Source organism: Nonomuraea sp. NPDC003214 (assembly GCF_053590035.1).
This window is the reverse complement of sequence record NZ_JBSFSX010000034.1, coordinates 21751-39117: the sequence shown is the minus strand read 5'-3', so window position 1 is coordinate 39117 and position 17367 is coordinate 21751. Positions and strand designations below refer to the sequence as shown.

Annotated in this window: 7 protein-coding genes and 1 pseudogene; 3 read left to right on the top strand and 5 right to left on the bottom strand. The window is 63.4% G+C overall.

All coding sequences use genetic code 11. From position 1 onward, the window contains the following. The first annotated feature begins 610 nt into the window (after positions 1–610). From ACWDXC_RS44840 to ACWDXC_RS44830, 3 genes and pseudogenes are all read left to right on the top strand, one after another. Positions 611–2266: a hypothetical protein gene (locus ACWDXC_RS44840; protein WP_449993133.1), complete on the top strand. Its 1656-nt coding sequence runs from the start codon at positions 611–613 to the stop codon at positions 2264–2266. Further along, positions 2266–4929 carry a hypothetical protein gene (locus ACWDXC_RS44835; RefSeq protein ID WP_449993131.1) on the top strand — a complete coding sequence of 888 codons (2664 nt, stop codon included), beginning with the start codon at positions 2266–2268 and terminating at the stop codon, positions 4927–4929. Before ACWDXC_RS44840 ends, ACWDXC_RS44835 begins: the two co-directional genes overlap by 1 nt. A gap of 399 nt (positions 4930–5328) precedes the next feature. After that, positions 5329–6652: pseudogene (locus ACWDXC_RS44830) on the top strand (IS701 family transposase). A 117-nt stretch (positions 6653–6769) separates the two neighbouring features. On the opposite strand, the gene ACWDXC_RS44825 reads toward ACWDXC_RS44830, so the two are convergent. From ACWDXC_RS44825 to ACWDXC_RS44805, 5 genes are all read right to left on the bottom strand, one after another. Beyond that, positions 6770–8674, bottom strand: a complete 1905-nt coding sequence (locus tag ACWDXC_RS44825; protein ID WP_449993129.1) for a DUF2357 domain-containing protein — start codon at positions 8672–8674, stop codon at positions 6770–6772. Positions 8675–8730: 56 nt separating this feature from the next. Then, the gene (locus ACWDXC_RS44820; protein ID WP_449993127.1) at positions 8731–10977 is read right to left on the bottom strand and encodes a hypothetical protein; all 2247 of its coding nucleotides are present in this window, start codon (positions 10975–10977) and stop codon (positions 8731–8733) included. Positions 10978–11104: 127 nt separating this feature from the next. After that, positions 11105–12550: a hypothetical protein gene (locus ACWDXC_RS44815; RefSeq protein WP_449993125.1), complete on the bottom strand. Its 1446-nt coding sequence runs from the start codon at positions 12548–12550 to the stop codon at positions 11105–11107. Continuing rightward, positions 12528–15938: a DEAD/DEAH box helicase gene (locus tag ACWDXC_RS44810; RefSeq protein ID WP_449993123.1), complete on the bottom strand. Its 3411-nt coding sequence runs from the start codon at positions 15936–15938 to the stop codon at positions 12528–12530. The genes ACWDXC_RS44815 and ACWDXC_RS44810 overlap by 23 nt, the downstream gene beginning before the upstream one ends. Beyond that, positions 15935–17356 carry a protein kinase domain-containing protein gene (locus ACWDXC_RS44805; RefSeq protein ID WP_449993121.1) on the bottom strand — a complete coding sequence of 474 codons (1422 nt, stop codon included), beginning with the start codon at positions 17354–17356 and terminating at the stop codon, positions 15935–15937. Before ACWDXC_RS44805 ends, ACWDXC_RS44810 begins: the two co-directional genes overlap by 4 nt. Positions 17357–17367: the final 11 nt, after the last annotated feature.

Here is a 17367-nt window from a genome sequence, read left to right as displayed (position 1 = left end):
CGTGATCTGGCACAACGACAAGACCGGTCAGCCCATCGCCCGCTCACTGACCGCCTACGACCACTGATCCCAACCCCTTGGAATCAATCATCTAGACGGGCGACCACCCAAGGCGGATCTTTACCGGATGGGCCCCGGGGGTGACCCCACGATTTCCTTTGTTCGGCTCATAGCGAGATCAATCTGTGGTAGGAGAGCGCGAGCTATTTGGCCCGTTCAGCTAATCCGACCTGCCTGAACATGCTAGATCGACCGAGCGAGTTCCGTGATCATTCCTTGGATATCCCGCGTTGATTGAAGTCGAGCTTACATCAGGATGCGAATAAGTAGGGTACTGCAGCGCCATCTAGCGGTCGATCATGCCGTTCTGAACCGGATCTTCCTGTGTACGATTACTATATCTACACAGCGTCTCCTGTGAGGCTCGGTGGCGTTAACAGAGTCCTGGTCGTCGGGCGCCGCCACGGCTATACCTGGTCATAAGGTGTCAGAAGGGCGGACGAAGGCGAGCAGGGTCTTGTGGTCAACCCATTCAATTGAGTTCGCTCATGCGCAGCAAGCAGGGTGTTCTCAGTGAACGAGTCACCTGAGGAGTGCCCGGAGTGCGGACATGACGGCAACGTCCGAAACTATCGCTGACCAAGCGCCAATGCCGCGCTGGATCGCGCCGTCTCTACGTGAGAGTGAGGGGCGCGACCCGCTCGGCTTGCAGACGACGACCCAAGATCGCCTGATGCCGTTGCTCTTGCCGGGAATCTTGGAATTGTCGCGACGGGCTCGGTACTTCGCGTTCCACGCTTTCCTGCTGGACGAGTACAGGCGCAGACGTCTACCGGCGGACAACAAGTCGCTGTCGACTTTTATGCTTCGTTGCGAGTGGGATTTTGGCCTGGCCGTGCAGCGCTGCCCGAACGACTGTAAATCGAGCCCGGTAGGCGCGCGAAGGTTGAGCGACCTCGCACGGGGTTCGGGGCCCTTTCCTCGCGGGGAATCCGTCGAGAGCAGCTTCGGCGGTTACGGACTGTACTACCGCTCACCGCTGACCGAGTTGGGCGTCGTAGCGCGCGCTGGGACGATGCTCGGCGAACAGCCGATTCCGATTGACGTCCTTCGCGATACCGAACGGGCCCAACGACTTGCGGCGGAATTTCGGAGCGCTGTCGAAACGACCGAGTACTACCAGCGTGCCATGTGGACCAGCGACCCGCTACCAGCGGCAGTAGTTGACGAATACGCTGCGGTCGCTTGCCTGTGCCAGCTTCGTAAGCGACCGGGCGAGCGTAGTGCTGTGCACGACGCCATCTTCGGTAGCGATCCACCTGCCGCCCCCGACGGCGCCGAGGTGGAACCAGGCGCCAGCGCCACGCCGGATGCCGGTGCCGTACAGCGACGACGGAGCGTAGGGCATTATCTCAATCTCGTCGCTACCGATTCGAACGTGCCGTGGTCCAGCACAGCATATCGGGACGCGTTGTGGTCATATACCCAATCGCGTAGCGAAGGGCACGCTCTCGTCGCGGGTGAATGGGCGGCGCTGATCGCCAAGGACGTCTGGCAGGAAGTCATCTGTTCGGTGTGGTCGCAGTTTTGCCGCGCCGGGTTGACCCGCAGCCGCGAGCTTGGTCGGGGGCTCACCCACGCCGAGGTACGCGAAGTGGCCTCGAACATGGTTGAAGGCCCACCCGCGTGGGCTGCCAGCTACCCAACGGCTGAGGTTGCCGCCGCGCTCGATGCCGCGTCGTTGATCGTGCCTGACCGGGGCGGCGAGGGCGTGAACGTTGCCACGGCGTCGCTGGACACGCTGCGGAGGCTGACCGCCGGACTCGACACCGCCACCTCCGCCGTCGTGGTGCTGCTCGAACTAGCCCGCCGCACGAACGGCCGCGCCGACCCAGGCTGGGCTAAGGCATCCGGAGTGAGATCGGTGTGGCAACCGTCAATATCCGAGGTTCTGGGCGAGGCGCGCGAACATCTCGACCGTCAGCCGTCCATCGGTGAGACGCTGTGGTGGCTGGCGTCGCGGTTCATCATCCCAGTGCATGAACGCATTGCCTACTCCAAGCTGCCTGACTTCACCTTCCGTTTCCGCTGGGAGGAAGGGCTGCTGCGGTTCTATGACCATGGCATCGAACGGTTCCCGCTCGCCGCGATCCGCGCGGATGCGTTGAGCTGGCTTACCCGGGATCTTGGCTTATGGGAAGGTGACGCCCCAGAGCAGTCCACGCTGACTGATCGGGGCATCGCCTTCGTCAACGAGGTACTTTGATGACCGATCCGATTGCCCCTTCGGCAGAACGAAGCCGCCCGGTCGACGAACTGTTCACCGGCGCGGCGTCGGCGTTGTGGGCCACGACGTACAGCGTGGACCTGTCATTGTTCAACGAGTTTCTGCTGCCGCGGCTGGGAGAGCCCCCACTCAACGTTGTCGTCCTGGCGGACCACCGCAGGCTCACCGCCAGCCTCGACCGCCTACCCGCTGACGCAGTCGACGCCCTCGCCGCTGTGAACCGGAGCTGGCTGCTCCGCGGCGTACGGCCGGGTGGTCAGGCGTTCCATCCCAAGACGTACCTCGCGGTGGCCGGGACCAGGGTGACGCTGCTGGTCGGTTCGGGAAACCTGTCGATGACGGGGCTCGATCGGGGCCGGGAGGTGTTCACCAGCTTCCGATCCGGCACGCCCATCGGCGACGCCGCCATCGCTTCTTGGCGAACGTGGGTGCGCCGCGTTGTCGGCCTCGTCGACGACACGGTTCTTGCCCAACGACTGGTCGATCTCGATGCGCGGCTGGCGACCAAGCCAGCCGGTACGCCAGCAGTTGCATCACCCGTTCTCCACAACCTGGACACCTCCATCGCCGCCCAGCTCAAGAGGATCCTCGCCGAACAGGCACCGTCGGGTATCGACGAGTTGATGCTCAGCGCGCCGTACTACGACGATGATGCAGAAGCTGTCGGGCGCCTGCTTACCGACCTGCGCCCTCGCCGCGTTCGGATATTCCTGACAAGCGCCACCAGCGTCAACGGCGACCGGCTTAAGGATCAGCTGCACGTCGGCGGTGCCACCGCCGACGTGCTCATGTACCAACCGGACGAGTTCGTGCACGCCAAACTCGTCGGCGCCATCGCTGGTTCCCAGGGATGGCTTCTGTCCGGATCAGCGAACCTGTCTCGAGCCGCGTTGACCCGCACCGTTGGACGGGGCGGCAACGTTGAGGTCGCCGTTCTCACCAAGCTCACCGCCGACAAGATCCGAGCGGTTTTCACGCCGCCGGAGAGCACAGCCGTTGGCGTCGACCTTGACCAACTCGAATCATGGTCGTTCCGGGCCGAACCGGAACCGGTAGCGCCCGCTGTACGGCTGATCTCCGCAGCCGCCGAGGACGGCGGACGGGTCGAGGTGGCCAGCGAACCAACCGCAGAGCCCGATTGGCTGCTTGATGACCTGGCCCAACGACAACCGCTCGCCTTGGATGCCACCGGCAAGGCCGTTACGGCCGGTCCGCTGGCTGGGCGACTCGTCCGCTTGATCGATGCCGACGGCTCGATCCTGTCCAATCAGGTCGTCGTGGACGACACGATGGCCCTTTCGGCCGCGCTCACCGGCGCGACGCGACGCGGTAACGACCTGCCAGACGGCCTTACCACCGGTGACCTCGACACTCCACTCGGCCAGGTACTGGCCTGGTTGCACCGCAACCTGGTGATGGAGGTCAGCGAGAAGGTGACGCCCGCCTCAGCCGGTGGTCTTGCCGCCGACGAGGAGACCGAACAGGGCAGCGACGACCTGTGGGTACGCCTTGAACGCGAGCAGCTCGGACGTGACCCACGCGCCAGTCGATACGCGCGAATGTGGAGTGACACCCTTGACGGCAGTGAACCAATCATCGAAATGCTCGATGCGCTGCGTAGCCGGACTCCATCCGAAGCCGCCACCGGACGAGCTGGGCATTCACTTCTCGCGCGGCTCCTCGATGAGCCCATCTATGCCGAGGACGGGAAACCGGAAGCAGAGGAGGATCCAAAACCACGGCGGTGGCAACTCGCCGCCCGCGTTCGGGTACGCGCCCGTAACCTCCTACGGCGCTGGGCCGACGCCCAAACCGACCCACGTCTGATGTGGGTTGAACCCTTGACACCAGCCGGCAACTTCACAATGATCGCCGTCGCCTTGGCCAAGCTCAACCTCGCCGCGGTCCGGACCTCCGACCAAGTTGCGTTGACCGAGGACGACCTCAATGACCTGTGGCTGCGGTGGCTCGGCGTATTTGCGGGAGGCGGTACCCGCGCCGGCTGGCTGGACCAAGTCGATCAGGAAACCCGGACGAATGCCCAACGACGGTTACCCGCGTGGCTCCCGGAAGCCGCTGCAGCGTTGAGCTGGCTGACCGTACGCCCAGGTCCTGCCAGCCGGGAACGAACAGTGCAAGCGCAGCCGCTCATCATCGCCGCTCTCAACCACGACCTGCTCAACCCGACGGACGAAACTGCCCGGTACCTCAGCGCAATCACTGGACATACCGTCACTCGCAGCGAAATCGACCAGCAGCTCGTGGACGCCGCCACGTTCATCGATGACGACCTCTGGTGCACCCGCACAGCGGCGGAACTGATCCTCGAAGACCTCACCCTCGAAGCGCCGCCCGGCGCCGCGGCCATCGAGGTCCGCCTCGACGTGCAGGGCATCACAGATCCACTCCTCGACCCACGACTGCCACGTCTTATCACCGCGACGCGCCAATACCGGGGCGCCCGCGGCATCGTGGTCTACGCCGCCGACGGCAGTTGGCGGCTGTCTATGATCGACGGTAAGAGAATCGCTGTTCTTCCTGGCCCTGGCCAGCGTGTCATTGAGTCAACAGAACTAGTCAGCGACCATGTCCTCGACCAAATCAACACGGCCGTCGGCGTGCTAGCAGACCTGTTCGCATAGCTCCGTCGAGACCGAGGCGAACAAACGCGGGCACACCGGCATGAAGTGGGTTGTTCGGGGACTGTACTGGACAGGCCCGCTCGAGCAGACAGCTGGCCTCACCATCGATAGGGAGGAACTCACTGTGATCATCTCCTGATGTCCGGCTGTGTCTCGCCGGTAGGCTCAGTTATGACGGAGCGACCAGCAGGATACGAGCCGGCGGTCCGTCCACCGACGGCCACCCCCCACGGGCACAGCCGGGCGGCTTGGCAAGACAGGCAGTCGAAGTCGAGCCGGCCGGCCGCAAGCGGCACGGGCGGCCTCGTCGTCCGGAGTTTCCATCACACGCTTGGGTGGCGGCCGCTGTAGGAGAGTGCTAATACTACAGCGGTGTTTTGTGATCTGTAGCGTGGAGGCATGCCAGATGACTTAACCGCTGCTGATCTGCAGGCGTGGGTTACAGGACTGGATGGGCTGTTCGGCCGGGTGGCGGGCCGGTTCGGGCGGGTGGAGCCGCGTCGGCAGGCGCGGGCTTATCTGCTGGGCTTGCTGGCGCCGATCGAGCGAAAGAACGGCTGGCAGTTGGCCGAAGCGGCCGGGGACGCAGCACCGGATCGTATGCAGCGCCTGCTCAACAGCGCCCGCTGGGATCCGCGCCAGGTACGCGTCGACCTGCGTGAGTACGTGATGGAACATCTCGGTCACCGCGACGGCGTACTGATCGTGGACGAGACTGGCTTCCTCAAGAAGGGCGACAAGTCGGCTGGGGTGCAGCGCCAGTACTCCGGCACAGCAGGCCAGGTGGAGAACTGCCAGGTGGCGTCTTCCTCGCCTACGCCTCCCCGACCGGGCGGGCACTGATCGACGCCGAGCTGTATCTGCCCAGGTCCTGGAATGACGATCGGGACCGCTGCGCCCGAACCGGCATCCCGACCGACGCGCCCTTCGCCACCAAGCCGGCACTGGCGCGCACGATGCTGGCCCGCGCGTTGCAGGCCGGCGTGCCGGTGTCGTGGGTGACTGCGGATGAGGCCTACGGCCTGGACTTCAAGTTCCGGCGGTTCCTCGAAGAACACCGTCTCAGCTACGTGGTTGCAGTGCCCAAGAGCCAGTGGATCGGTACAGGCTGGGGCGGGCAGATCCGCGCCGACACCGCCACCGCCCAAGCCCCGGCCGAGGCGTGGAAGCGCCGCTCCTGCGGCCGCGGTGCCAAGGGCGAGCGGCTGTATGACTGGGCGCTGGCATCAGTGCGTTTCGAGGTCGAGCCCGGCTACCAGCGCTGGCTGCTGGCCCGGCGCAGCCTGACCCCCAACGCCAAGGGCGAACTGGAACTAGCCTACTACCTGTGCCACGCCCCCGTCGGCACCACCCTCGAGGACCTCATCACCATCGCCGGTTCCCGCTGGGCCATCGAAGAGTGCTTCCAAGCGGCTAAGAACGAGACAGGCCTGGACCACTATCAGGTCCGCCGCTACGGTGCCTGGCACCGCCACATCACCCTGGCGATGCTCGCCCACGCCTACTTGGCCGTCACCGCCACGTACTCCCCAAAAGCCCCAGCGGGCTGGTCCGCCTCACGCCAGCCGAGATCCGCCGTCTCCTGGCACACCTGACCAGCCCCCTCGCCCGGTCCCTCGCCCACGTCCTGGCCTGGTCCCACTACCGACGCCTCCATCAAACCCGCGCCCGAGCCAGCCACTACAGAAGACACCGACTGAAACATCACAAAATCTCGCTGTAGTACTAGCCGTACGGCCTAAAGGCATGCTCTGACCTGCACAGGTGCTTGGGTTTGCCAGCATCATCGGAAAGATCAACTCGCCCATGTCCCTGTACCTGCTGAGAGTCCCGGCAACCCTCAACTGCTGGTTGCCGGGAGCTTACGCTCAATTTCGCCCAGGGTTTCCCCACCCGAACATCCACGTGGGCAGGAAGCGGTTCGGGTCGCCTGACCACAGGTGCTGCAGGCCGGGCAGATGAATTGGCCGGTGCGGTCTTCGGCCCAGCACGGGACCGCTAGGAGGGCGCCACCGAGGCGGCGGTCAAGGTCGGGTTCTGGGGCGCCGGTGAAGATGAGGTCGTCGGGGACGAGTACTGGGAAGGCGTGGCTGCAGGTAAGGCAGCGGCGGAGTTCCCACCGGGTACGGCAGGAAGGGCAGAACGCAGCGAACAGGCCCTTATCCCGAGGCTCGAACACGACACGGCGCCGAGGATCGGCCTTGGCGCACATGGGGCACACTTCGAGGAATGCCGTCTCGGTGGCTGCGTCTTCCAAAGCTGCGCACAATTCGCGCAACCGTTGGGCTTCGTGCCGGTTTTTCCTGCCACCGCTGTGGAGTGGCCGTGATCGTTCCAATAGCGCAGGCAACTGGTTGAGCTCGTCCGGGAGCGGTGCGCGTAGGACCGCGACACCGTCAGGACGGGATTCGAGCCAACCGCATTCTGCAAGAGCTGACCGTTCGCGCGTGGGCATGGGTATTGAGTGGGGATAGTCGTAGGCGTCGGCACCCAAAGTCGCCCAGTGTATTGCCCGTACTAGACGGCTGACGCTGAAGATCTCCAGCGGGGACAAGGGGGCGGTATCGGCGCGATGTTTCGGCACTCTCTGCCCGATCCGGTATGCGGCATGTAGGACTGCCGCTTCAGCATTCTCGCGTGTTTGGTGCGATCCCGGGTAGACGATCAGATCGTTCCCGTACTCGGTGGGCGGCCGGTTCCTGTAGGTATCTGTGATCAAAGAAATGACCGAGGTTGCGTCAGGAACGGTGCACAAGTCGGTCGAGATCGGAAGGACGCGCAACGCTTGCCGTCCACGCCAATGGAGGACGAAGTCACCTGTTAAGGACCATGTCACCGTCAGTGGCGCGCCTCGCAACTGAAAGCGAGTGGTGCGGCCAGGGCCGGGCGTGGACTGATCGAGGTCCGGTGTCGCCTGGAGAAGTTTGCACGCGAGGAGCACGAGAAGACCGGTGAAACGTTCAAAGGCGATGCGAAATTCCTGTCGGCGACGGTCCATCTCGGCTGCTCCGGGAGGCGAACCTTCCATCACGGTGCACGCCTGCCAGAGGACGGCTACTCTCCGGTAATTTGGATCGTTGCTGAGCAGATTCGTCGTATGCAATTCGCTGAGTTGCGCGGAGCGGTGGTCGACTGCGCGTGCTAGAGGCGAGCTCAGCATGATTTCCACATCGGCTAGGGCTGATTCGAGTTCCCGCAGGCGAAGCTGCGCCGCCGCCTGGTACTTACTGGAGCCCTCGATGTTCCGCAGCAGTCCGGTGAGGTGCCGCTGGGCCCGCCACGTGCTCTCCTCAGGGGACATCAAGAGCCCCTGCACATCCCCAACCATCCTGCTCAGATCGCTTATTCTGGCGATCCGCTGTTGCAGATGTGACCGCATCACGTTCAAGACGGCGACAGCGACCCGGTTCTCGTAGATATCAGCGTCTTCCTCACTGCGCCGGGCCAGGAGGCGAGTTGGCCGGACGCCGGTGAGTGTACGTGAGGCCCAGTCCTCTGGACGGGCTGCCAGACGTGCTGCCGCGCCGGGTCCCATAGAACGCACCCGGGACGTTGGGAGGATCTCCTCCACTGTCCGCAGCCGAGTGTATGGGCGGTGACATACCGTACGGAGTGCACCGGATTCAAGCTCGAAGGCATCTTCCACCGGCGTCGCTGCGGTCTCGTCGGAAACGTCGAGGATGATCGGCGGCATGGTCAGCCAGTCGTCGAGCGTGTCAGCCTCCTCGGCGAGACGTGTGGACAAGGCGACTAAATGACGGACTAGCAGGGAGTCGAGGTCCGGCTCAACCGCTTCCCCGTTCATCGCCGACCACGCGAACGGATCTCGTCATCCAATAGTTGCCGTGTTGCCGTGGGTTCGTGGGTGGTGTCGAACGACCTCAGGCTCTCGAGGAGGTCGGCGCGCAGTGTGTCTAGCGTGTCGGCATGAAGGTCGTACCGTCCTCGAACGGAGCGAAGGATGCGAGTGGAGAGGAGGTGGTCCAGCGCCTCGCCGGGGCTCCCGCCGGCGGCCACTACGACGGGTGCGAACGCTTTAATCTGCAGCTCCAACCGATTGCCCCAGCCAATGCGCAGTTCCTCGGCGAGGCGGTGGCGCCAGTTGCTGTCGAGGAAGTCGATGATGCTTGTGGCTTGGGCGCCGTAGCTGGCCTGCGCTTCGGTGAAGGCTCGGGCGAGGCCTCGATAAGTGAGGGGCTCGGGCGGCGTGGCCATGCTCTCTGAGACGTCTGGGTGCTGCCAGGGAAGTTCTAGGACGAAGGCTCGGTCGTAAGTCTTGTCCGCAAAGCCGACGGTCGTCTCGTCATGGTTGGCGGTGCCAATGAACCACACATTGTCCGGGATGGCGATGTGTGTTCCGTCGATGAGTAGCTTGGGAGGATTCTTGATAGGAGCTGTGGTCAGCGCCAATCTGGGTCGATCCTTGATAGCGAGGGCTGACAGTACACCGCTGAAATACTGCTCGGGATGGGAAAGGTTCATCTCATCAAGAACGATGAAGAAAGGTCGATCTCTAAATGCGGGACATTGTGCCCGATATAGAGCCTTGGTGAATTCTGATTCATAGAAGATTCGGTCAAAACTATTGTAGTACCCCATAAGGTCCTGCGGTTCCCGCCATCCCGCCTGTACTGGTACGACGGCCACGCTGCTGGTGCTGCCGAAAGCGGTGGCCAGCGCCTGCGCCAGCCCTGTTTTGCCGATGCCGCTGATGCCCTGGTAGAGATGTAGCCGGCTCATCGCCATGCCAGCCAAAGTCAAACGCAGATCCGATTGGCGATAGGACAGGCCGTTCCTCTGCCGGATTACCGCCTGCATTTGCTCCACGAGTCCCGGCAGTTCCGGGGCATGTGGAGGAGACGGCAGCGGCGTGCCGAATTCCTGGTCCATGACCGAGCAGGTAGGAAACGCGTGGCCCTCCTTTCCCGCCTGGGCAGTAGCGTTTAGCTTGGCCGCCTCCTCATTCAGCAATTGCTGAAGTTGGCTATTGGCGGCACGCAGCCAGTTGTTTGCCTCCAGGTAGTTCTGGCGTTCATTGACAGCGATGCGATCGCGCTGCAGGGCAGATTCCAATTCTCCTCGCTCCCTTACCAACTCTTCATTGTCGGCGGCGAGTTGCATCACCTGCTGTTGCAGCTGCTCGAGCATGCGTGCATCGGCACGTGGCGCGGTGGCGTTCTCCTCCACCAGACGAGCGTTCTCGGCACGCAGTTGGGCCATGCGCTCGACGACCTGCTCCAGCGTCATGCCTCCGAGGGAAGCCAACGCGGAGTCGTACTCAGTGAGACGGGTGGTCAGAAATTCGTTGCCCGCGATAAGAGCAGTAATTCGACGCCGATCGTCTTCCATCTGTCGAGCCAATTGGCCAATGCGATCCGCAACCTCGCGCTGGAACCGTTCACCCCGGCTGGCCTGCTGCTCCTTGAGTACGGCCTTGAGCTGGGCAACGTCCTCACGATCATCCTCAAGCCTGGCTTGCTCGGATCGCAATTCTCGTTCACGTTGAGCGAGTTCGTTCTCACGCTGGTCCAAGGCTGCCTGCGCATCGGTCAGGCGACGTTGCGCCTCACTCCATCGGATCTGCCAGTCACGGCGGTCCGCATCGAGGGCTTCGGCCGCCTCCCGACGTTGGTCTGCCAGCCAGGCGTCCAACTCCCGGCCCGCTTCCAAACGCCGATCGGCCAACCAAAGGTCGGCTGCTTGCTTCTGCTTAGACAGTTCATCTTCCTTGCGGTCGAGCAAAGCTGCTCGGGCATCGAGCGTCTCTCGCTCTTCCTGAAGTGCCGCTGCTTCCTTCGTCTGTCGAACGACCGCTATATCGAGCTCCGACCGCTCGATATTCAACCGGTTCCCCTGCATCAGCAGAGCGTCCGCAGCCTCGGCCTGCCGCTTGGCAAGCGCGCGATACAGCTGCCAGGCGCGCTCGAGTTCGGTGGCATCGCCGTTCGGCTTATCATCGACAGCCAAAACTCCCTGGGCATCAGTCGCAACCTGCTGGATTTCCTCAAGCAGCGCTGCTAGGCCGTCTGTCTCTTTCGGACGGCTCATGGAGGAGGCTGCGCTGGAGAGACGGGTACGGGGAGGCGCAGGCCGCTGAGTGGCCGCCGGCTGGCTCGGCCATGCGCCTCCGCTCCCTCTATTGCGGGCTCTCGCGTTTTTTTTCCCCATGATGTCTTCACCCTCTTGCTATCGATTGGCCGCCGCCCAGGCCGAGTAAGTAATGGGCCGCTTCGTAGGCGAGAGTCCGGATAAATTCTAACTCGTCGGCGGCCGGCGCTCCGGTGGATCCGTGGGTCGCTTTATTTCTCAGGATGCGCGACCGGTTGAGCTCTTCCAGAAGCGTGGGGCGTTGCTGAATAAATGCGGCAAAGGGGTGTTGCCTATTGTCTCCGGCTGCCCAGATCGCCCTTGTGATGTGCCCGACCAAGTCATTCTTCGGGCTGGCGCAATATTTTCGCAACTCCGGCGGCACGGAGGTAGCGCCCAGGCGCTGGGCGGTCAGCACGAATGCGCGCTCACGCACGCCTGGCACCCTGGACGCCGGTAACTGGGCGGGATACCTTTCGTTGAGTTCCGGCAATATGCACTCGAAGACACGGATCGCGTTGCGTGCTGCATTCTCGCGCTCCCGCGGCGTGTCCTTAACGAGGGCCAGTTCGATGTCCGCCAGGTGGGCGAAGACGTCGGGGTGCTGCCGGATTTCTTCGCCAAGTATTCGCGCCACATCAGCGCGGGCATCCTCGGCCAGTTCCCGGTCGATCTTGCGGGCGGCGGTGGTCCGATCGCGGCGCCCACGACCGACCAGATCGTCGATCAGCTGGCTCAAATGCTTCTCTTGTTCCGCGCGGCTCGCCAGCAGGTCAGCGAAGACACGCCCGTCGCCTACTGCGAACGGGTCGTGGACGGTCCAGTTACGCCCGGAACCATCGTCGTCCTCTGTGAGGTAACACACCAGGTAGACGGGGCTGGGAGTGCCGTGGAATCCGATCCGCCGAGCCGCCACTGCCGCGTGGTCGGGATTGCGGGAGTTGCCGCGAAGGCCTCGAGCTGCCATGTCGTGGCTCCGACAGGCATCGAGTACGTCGCGTTCCGAAGGGCGCACCGAAAGGCCGTTGCCGTGCAACGTCAGTGCACTGACTTCCCGGGAGGTGCCGGCGGTGCCGAACTGGATGGTGACCCAACGGCCCCTGTGCTCCCGTACGTCGGCGCGTACCGGATCAGCGGCGAGGAAGCGGGGTAACAGCGTTCCGGTGTTGGGATCCTGAAAGACGCGCACAAGCCGAGGTGCGGTTTCCGCTACCTCTCCCTCAGCCACCGTACGTCGTCCTGCCTCTGTGAGTCGCAGGCCACGTTCCATCAGCTGGCCCTCGACAAGCCGGGCGGCTACGGTGCGGCACAGGGCGGTGTCCAAACCGATCAGCCGTGAGAGCTCGCCAACATCGCGGATTCCGGCAGCGCACAGACGCAGCACTACTGTCTGGAATACGTCGAGTGTCCGGGAGTAGCCCGTCGGTGCGGTCACCTGGTACACCCATAGCGGCAGCAGAACGGGCCGATAGTGCCCTCGAGGGGGGAAAGCCAGCTGGAATACCGGAGTCTTACGGTCGAACGACACGGCCATGCATCCCTTTCCGGCACAGTGCCAAAAACGCTGCAAGTGGCTTGACATCGTCCGGAGACTCGGGCCCGAACATCTCGTCGTCGCCGACCGTGACTAGCAGCCGCTGCTGGCGACTCATAGCCACGCAGAGACGGTTGGCGACGGTTAGGTGACCGTAAGCGCGTTTAGTATCGGTGCGGGCCGCAGGCGCACAGCTGCGCACCGTCGACAGGTAGGTGATGGAGAATTCCATTCCCTGAAAAGCGTCCACAGTGCCTACTCGTAACCGGTCAAGTGGTGCGCCGTCTTCGTCCCTGCAGAGTCGTGGCACCGGACGCCATCCGCCCGTATCTGTGAACTCAGCCAGCCCAGCCTTCTTCAATTCCTTCCATATTTCAATGACCTGTGCCGCATAGAATGTAATAACCCCAAAGGTGAACCGCGGATACTGCTCGATCAGCGCGGCGATCTCCGCCGCGATGGCAACGGCTTCGGCATTACGGGCTCGGCTGGAGCCTCGCTGTGTCTCGCCGCCCGCGGACCGGGGCACGGGGAGCCACACCGCCGGCACTTCTCCATACCGGTCGATTCCATGTATGAACTCATCGGCTTCACGACCATTGATCAACGGTTCGTCATAGAAGTTGTCGCTGACGAAGCTGCCGAGTACTGGATGCATCCGGAATTGGGTGTCGAGGCGGACGAACCGGGGATGACCGTCGGATGAGCCGTGCTTCCATTGTCTGGCCAATCGCTGGAACAGACTTTCCTGTAGTCGGTCGCGGAGCTCATCGCCAAGTGAGCCCAGCTCCCTTTCCACATCGGGTTCCAGCATGTGAGGAAGCTGGACATGGTCGCCGACCAGGACAATCCGGCGACGGGCCTGAGCGAGCGGGATGAGTAAGTCAAGTGGGTTGGCCCGGGCTGCTTCATCGACGATGACTGATTCGAATACGCCATCCTGACGGCCGATCTCCGTCATGGCTTTGGAAACGGCCTGCTGGCAGGTGGAGGCGAGGGAGACGGTGTAGGCGCGGAGGGTGTCGTCGACCCCTTCGGGGTCGCTGCGCAGATCGTCCCGATAATCAAGTAGCGCCGCCGTCACAGCGTCAGGCGACTGGACTACCGCCTCAGTAAGTCGACCGGCGAGCCGGTCAAGGATGTCCACGATGGCTGGATCGGCCACGGTGATCTCTGGCAATCGGATCCGGGCGGTGAGACGGTCGAGCAGCAAATCGCGCAACTCTACGAGCGAGGCCAGCAGTTCGGGAACCGGCGAGGTGGCATTGACTGCCGTCCGCAGCGGCTCGCGGTAAGCGATGCCGTCCAGCAGCGGGCTGTCGGCGAGGTCGAGTCGGGTAAGCAGGGCGCGGGCCGTGTAGGGGCCGTCGTCCTGAAAACCTGTCGCCGTACACCGTAGCGATCGTACGTACGGCAACAGGTCCGCACGGGTCTCCGGCTCGATGACAGCGGCAAGCCGTTGTCGATGTCTCTCTGCTTTAGTCCTCTGGCTGCGTAGTTCCTCCATCAGTGACGTTTCAGCGATGTCGCCTAGTTCCGCGAGCACTTGGTCAAGGAATTGCGGCAGAAACTCGGGGGGGACTGGTGCTACCCGGTATGTGGCGGCGAACTCGGTAGCAGCGCGCTGAGCAGCCAGATGGCGGCCTGCAGGGCGCTCCCGCAACCGCAGATCGGCGGAGCGCGCTGCTTCGATGCGCCAGGTGTCCAGCGCGACAGTGCTGCCCCGACCGCGGGAATCGATCTTCAGAGGGGGCAGGCCGAAGACCCAGCCACGAGTAACTAGATGATCAACCGCCGCATGCTGGAAACTCGTCAACAAAGTGCTTCCGGACACGTCTCCACCTTGAGCGAGATCGCCCAACTGGTTGACCAAGGCAGCGATCACTTGAGTTTTGCCTGTGCCCGGCGGTCCCTGGATGATCGCTACATCAGGTGTGTTGAGGGCCGTAAGCACCGCCTCCCGCTGCGCGGGCGTCGGTCCGTGCGGAGCGAAGCAATCAAGTGCGGAACGGGAGAGCTTGGTGATCCGCCTTTGCGGCGGTTGCGGCCATGAACCACCCTCCAACAACGTCGGCAGGGCGGGAATGTGTGTGCCGTCGGTGCGTAGCTTCTGCATCGCTCTTTCGCGTCGGTCGAGTCGACGCTGATCACCGCGGTGTGCCAGATAGAGCCAGCCTTGGGGTGGTGGGTCCTTTTGATCGTTGAGGGTTGCGGCGAGCCGCAAGGTCTCGGTGACGCTGTCGTATCCGAGTGGTTCACCGACCCACGCCTGTACCTTCTGCCCACGGGAGGTGACTAGCCATTCCCTATCGGTCATCGTGGTATCGGTTGCGGAGGCTGGAACCTCCGCCGCCGCCTCGATCTCTATCCGCTCGACTGTGGTCGCGTTCTCCAAAGCGGCTCGCGTGCGAGGCAAGGCGCGGCTCAGATCCACGGTGAAGACGCAGCGACCGTCGGATTCGATTTTGACCTCGCTGTAGCGAATCGTTCCAAAGTCGCGGATACGCCCTCGGATGTGGCGCGCCTCCAGTTCCTGGTATCTGTCCCACATGGCCAAGTAACCGTTTTGACTCGCCACCAAGTCGAGTCCCTGCTGAATCCTCTCTCGATCGCGCTGTCTGGCGGTCATGTCGCGGAACTCAATGGAACCGACGGCCAGCGCCTTCTGCTCAAGGCCGCGGTCGTGGACCGCGCTGAGCAAGCGAACGATTCGGTACCCGGTACTGTGTTTCTCGACGTCGGCCATGAGCCCAGGCCCGTGAATCCGGAAGCCAGCGTCAAAACTCCCCGCCGGTCCTGCTGAGATCACCATGCGCCTGGCATCTGCGTCAGCCCCCAGGCGCGGCGCGAGGAGTAGCTCCCGTGTCAGGAACGCCATCACAGACGCAGCATTGATGGTGTCCGCCCGGTCCGCGTATTTCGTAGCGTCTTCCAGGACGGTGTCATCGATGTCAAGCCGCAGCCCAGAGCTGAGCGGGAGGGCGAGCCCAACGGCAGGTGCGTAGATGTGCACTCGCAGGGTGAACGGTTCGTTGATACCTGAAGTAGGCGGATTCGGCCTCCCGCCACGGGGGCGTTGCGGCGCGGCCGTCACGGGTGACGCCGGCTTTACTGGATGTGCGGTCACTGTCACGCAGTTAGGGCCAGCTGTCCAGACATGGTCGAGCTTGCGTTGGTCTTCGGCGCTGGCAGGTCGAATTCCGTACGTGGCGGAGTCAGTGACCAGGTCGAGTTGACCGGTGGGGCGATGATAGAGGCGGACTTCGGCACCGTCAGGAATTATCTGCTGAGGGAGGAGCTGTGGCACCCGGTGCCACCAGAATGACACGAAGATCGGCTCACCTGGCATACGGGCTGGCATGACCGATTCCCGCAGGTGGACGTTCACTTACTCGCCTCCAGTGCCGTCAGGCGCACCCAGCGGTGGATGGCATCTCGTTCTCCGAAATGCAATGTCCATGGCCGGCCGTCGACAGGTGCGGTGGCCTGACTCCCTTGGCCTATCTCCCGCCACGGCCGCCCATCCTGGTAGTCGAGCCAGAGAGCGCTGCGCGAGAGGTTCAGCACGGTCGCATCTCGACCATCGAGCCGCACGTGCGCGACCACTGTGTCGGGCCAGTCCGGAGCAGGGGAGGTGTGTCGGGCCGTGAGTACGGTTTCGGCACCGGGGCGTAGCACAGTGAAATCGGGCAGCGGCACCTCGGATAGCTGGACGCCAGGTACCTCATTGCCGGTTTCTGGTTGGCCCTCCGGCTCGGTACCCACCGGACCGGTCAATCCGTGGTGCAGCACCCAGGCTCGGTCCCTCGGGCGTCGGCACAAGAGACAGGATGGTGCGGCAGCGCGGTAGGACCAACGGCAATTCGGGCACAGAACTGTCTGGCCCGCTGCGGAGTGCAGCGCCGCGGCCCACTGGGCGGCGGATGGCCGGAGCACGGGGTCCACCACAGCGTCCACGAAACACCGCGCAGCTAGATTCCACAGCTGGACGGATAGCAGTTCTTGCCGAGGTGTGATGCCAAGGGTGCATTCGTTGGTGTGGTCGGTGGGGTGATCGATCCATGGCAGATGAAAACGGTCGGCGTACTCCCGCTGATAGTGGGGGTCGGCGTCCAACACCTCATCGCCGCGGAACGGATGGCTCGCCGTGAGAGCCTCGAAGATCAGCACACCGAGGGCATGCGCGTCTGTCAGGGTGGTGGCACTGCTGTGCCCAGAAACGATCTCTGGAGCTCCGTACCCCGGCGTGTGCACCGGTGTGGAACCGACTGTGGAGATCAGACCGAGGTTGTCCACGTCGATGAGTCGGATCTCTTGCTGCGTGGGGTCGGCCGATATCAGAACGTTCGACGGAGACAAATCTTGGTAGACAATGGCCCGAGCATGCAGCCGGGCGATGGCGTCTGCGAGTTTGGCCAGCACGCGTAGTCGGCGATCCAGCCCGCCAGTGCGCATGTACCAGGCCGCTAAATCCTCCTCATCGGAGACGCATAGAGTGTCTAACGGAACCATCTCGTCGGCGAGTTCCATGACATAGCCGAGCTTTGGGGGCGCGAGCAGGGCGAGTACGCCAGCCAGCGGGATGCCTTCCAATGGAAGGCGCTGGATGCGACGAAGCCGGGCGTGAACGGCCTCGGCCGCTTCCTGAGTCGAGGCCGTGACTATCTTGACAGCAGTGCGTCCGCCTCGGGCCAGCCACACCTCTCCTTGGCCGCCGGCTCCGATGGAATGAGACAGCGACCACAGTTGGTGGTATTCGTCCTCGACGGGCCGCAGCAGACCGCCGAGATCCCAGGGTGATGCCACCGTTGGGTTCC

Coding starts and splice junctions, on each gene's coding strand:
- ACWDXC_RS44840 (WP_449993133.1), top strand. CDS start 611: ATGACGGCAACGTCCGAAACTATCGCTGACCAAGCGCCAATGCCGCGC.
- ACWDXC_RS44835 (WP_449993131.1), top strand. CDS start 2,266: ATGACCGATCCGATTGCCCCTTCGGCAGAACGAAGCCGCCCGGTCGAC.
- ACWDXC_RS44820 (WP_449993127.1), bottom strand. CDS start 10,977: ATGAGCCGTCCGAAAGAGACAGACGGCCTAGCAGCGCTGCTTGAGGAA.
- ACWDXC_RS44815 (WP_449993125.1), bottom strand. CDS start 12,550: ATGGCCGTGTCGTTCGACCGTAAGACTCCGGTATTCCAGCTGGCTTTC.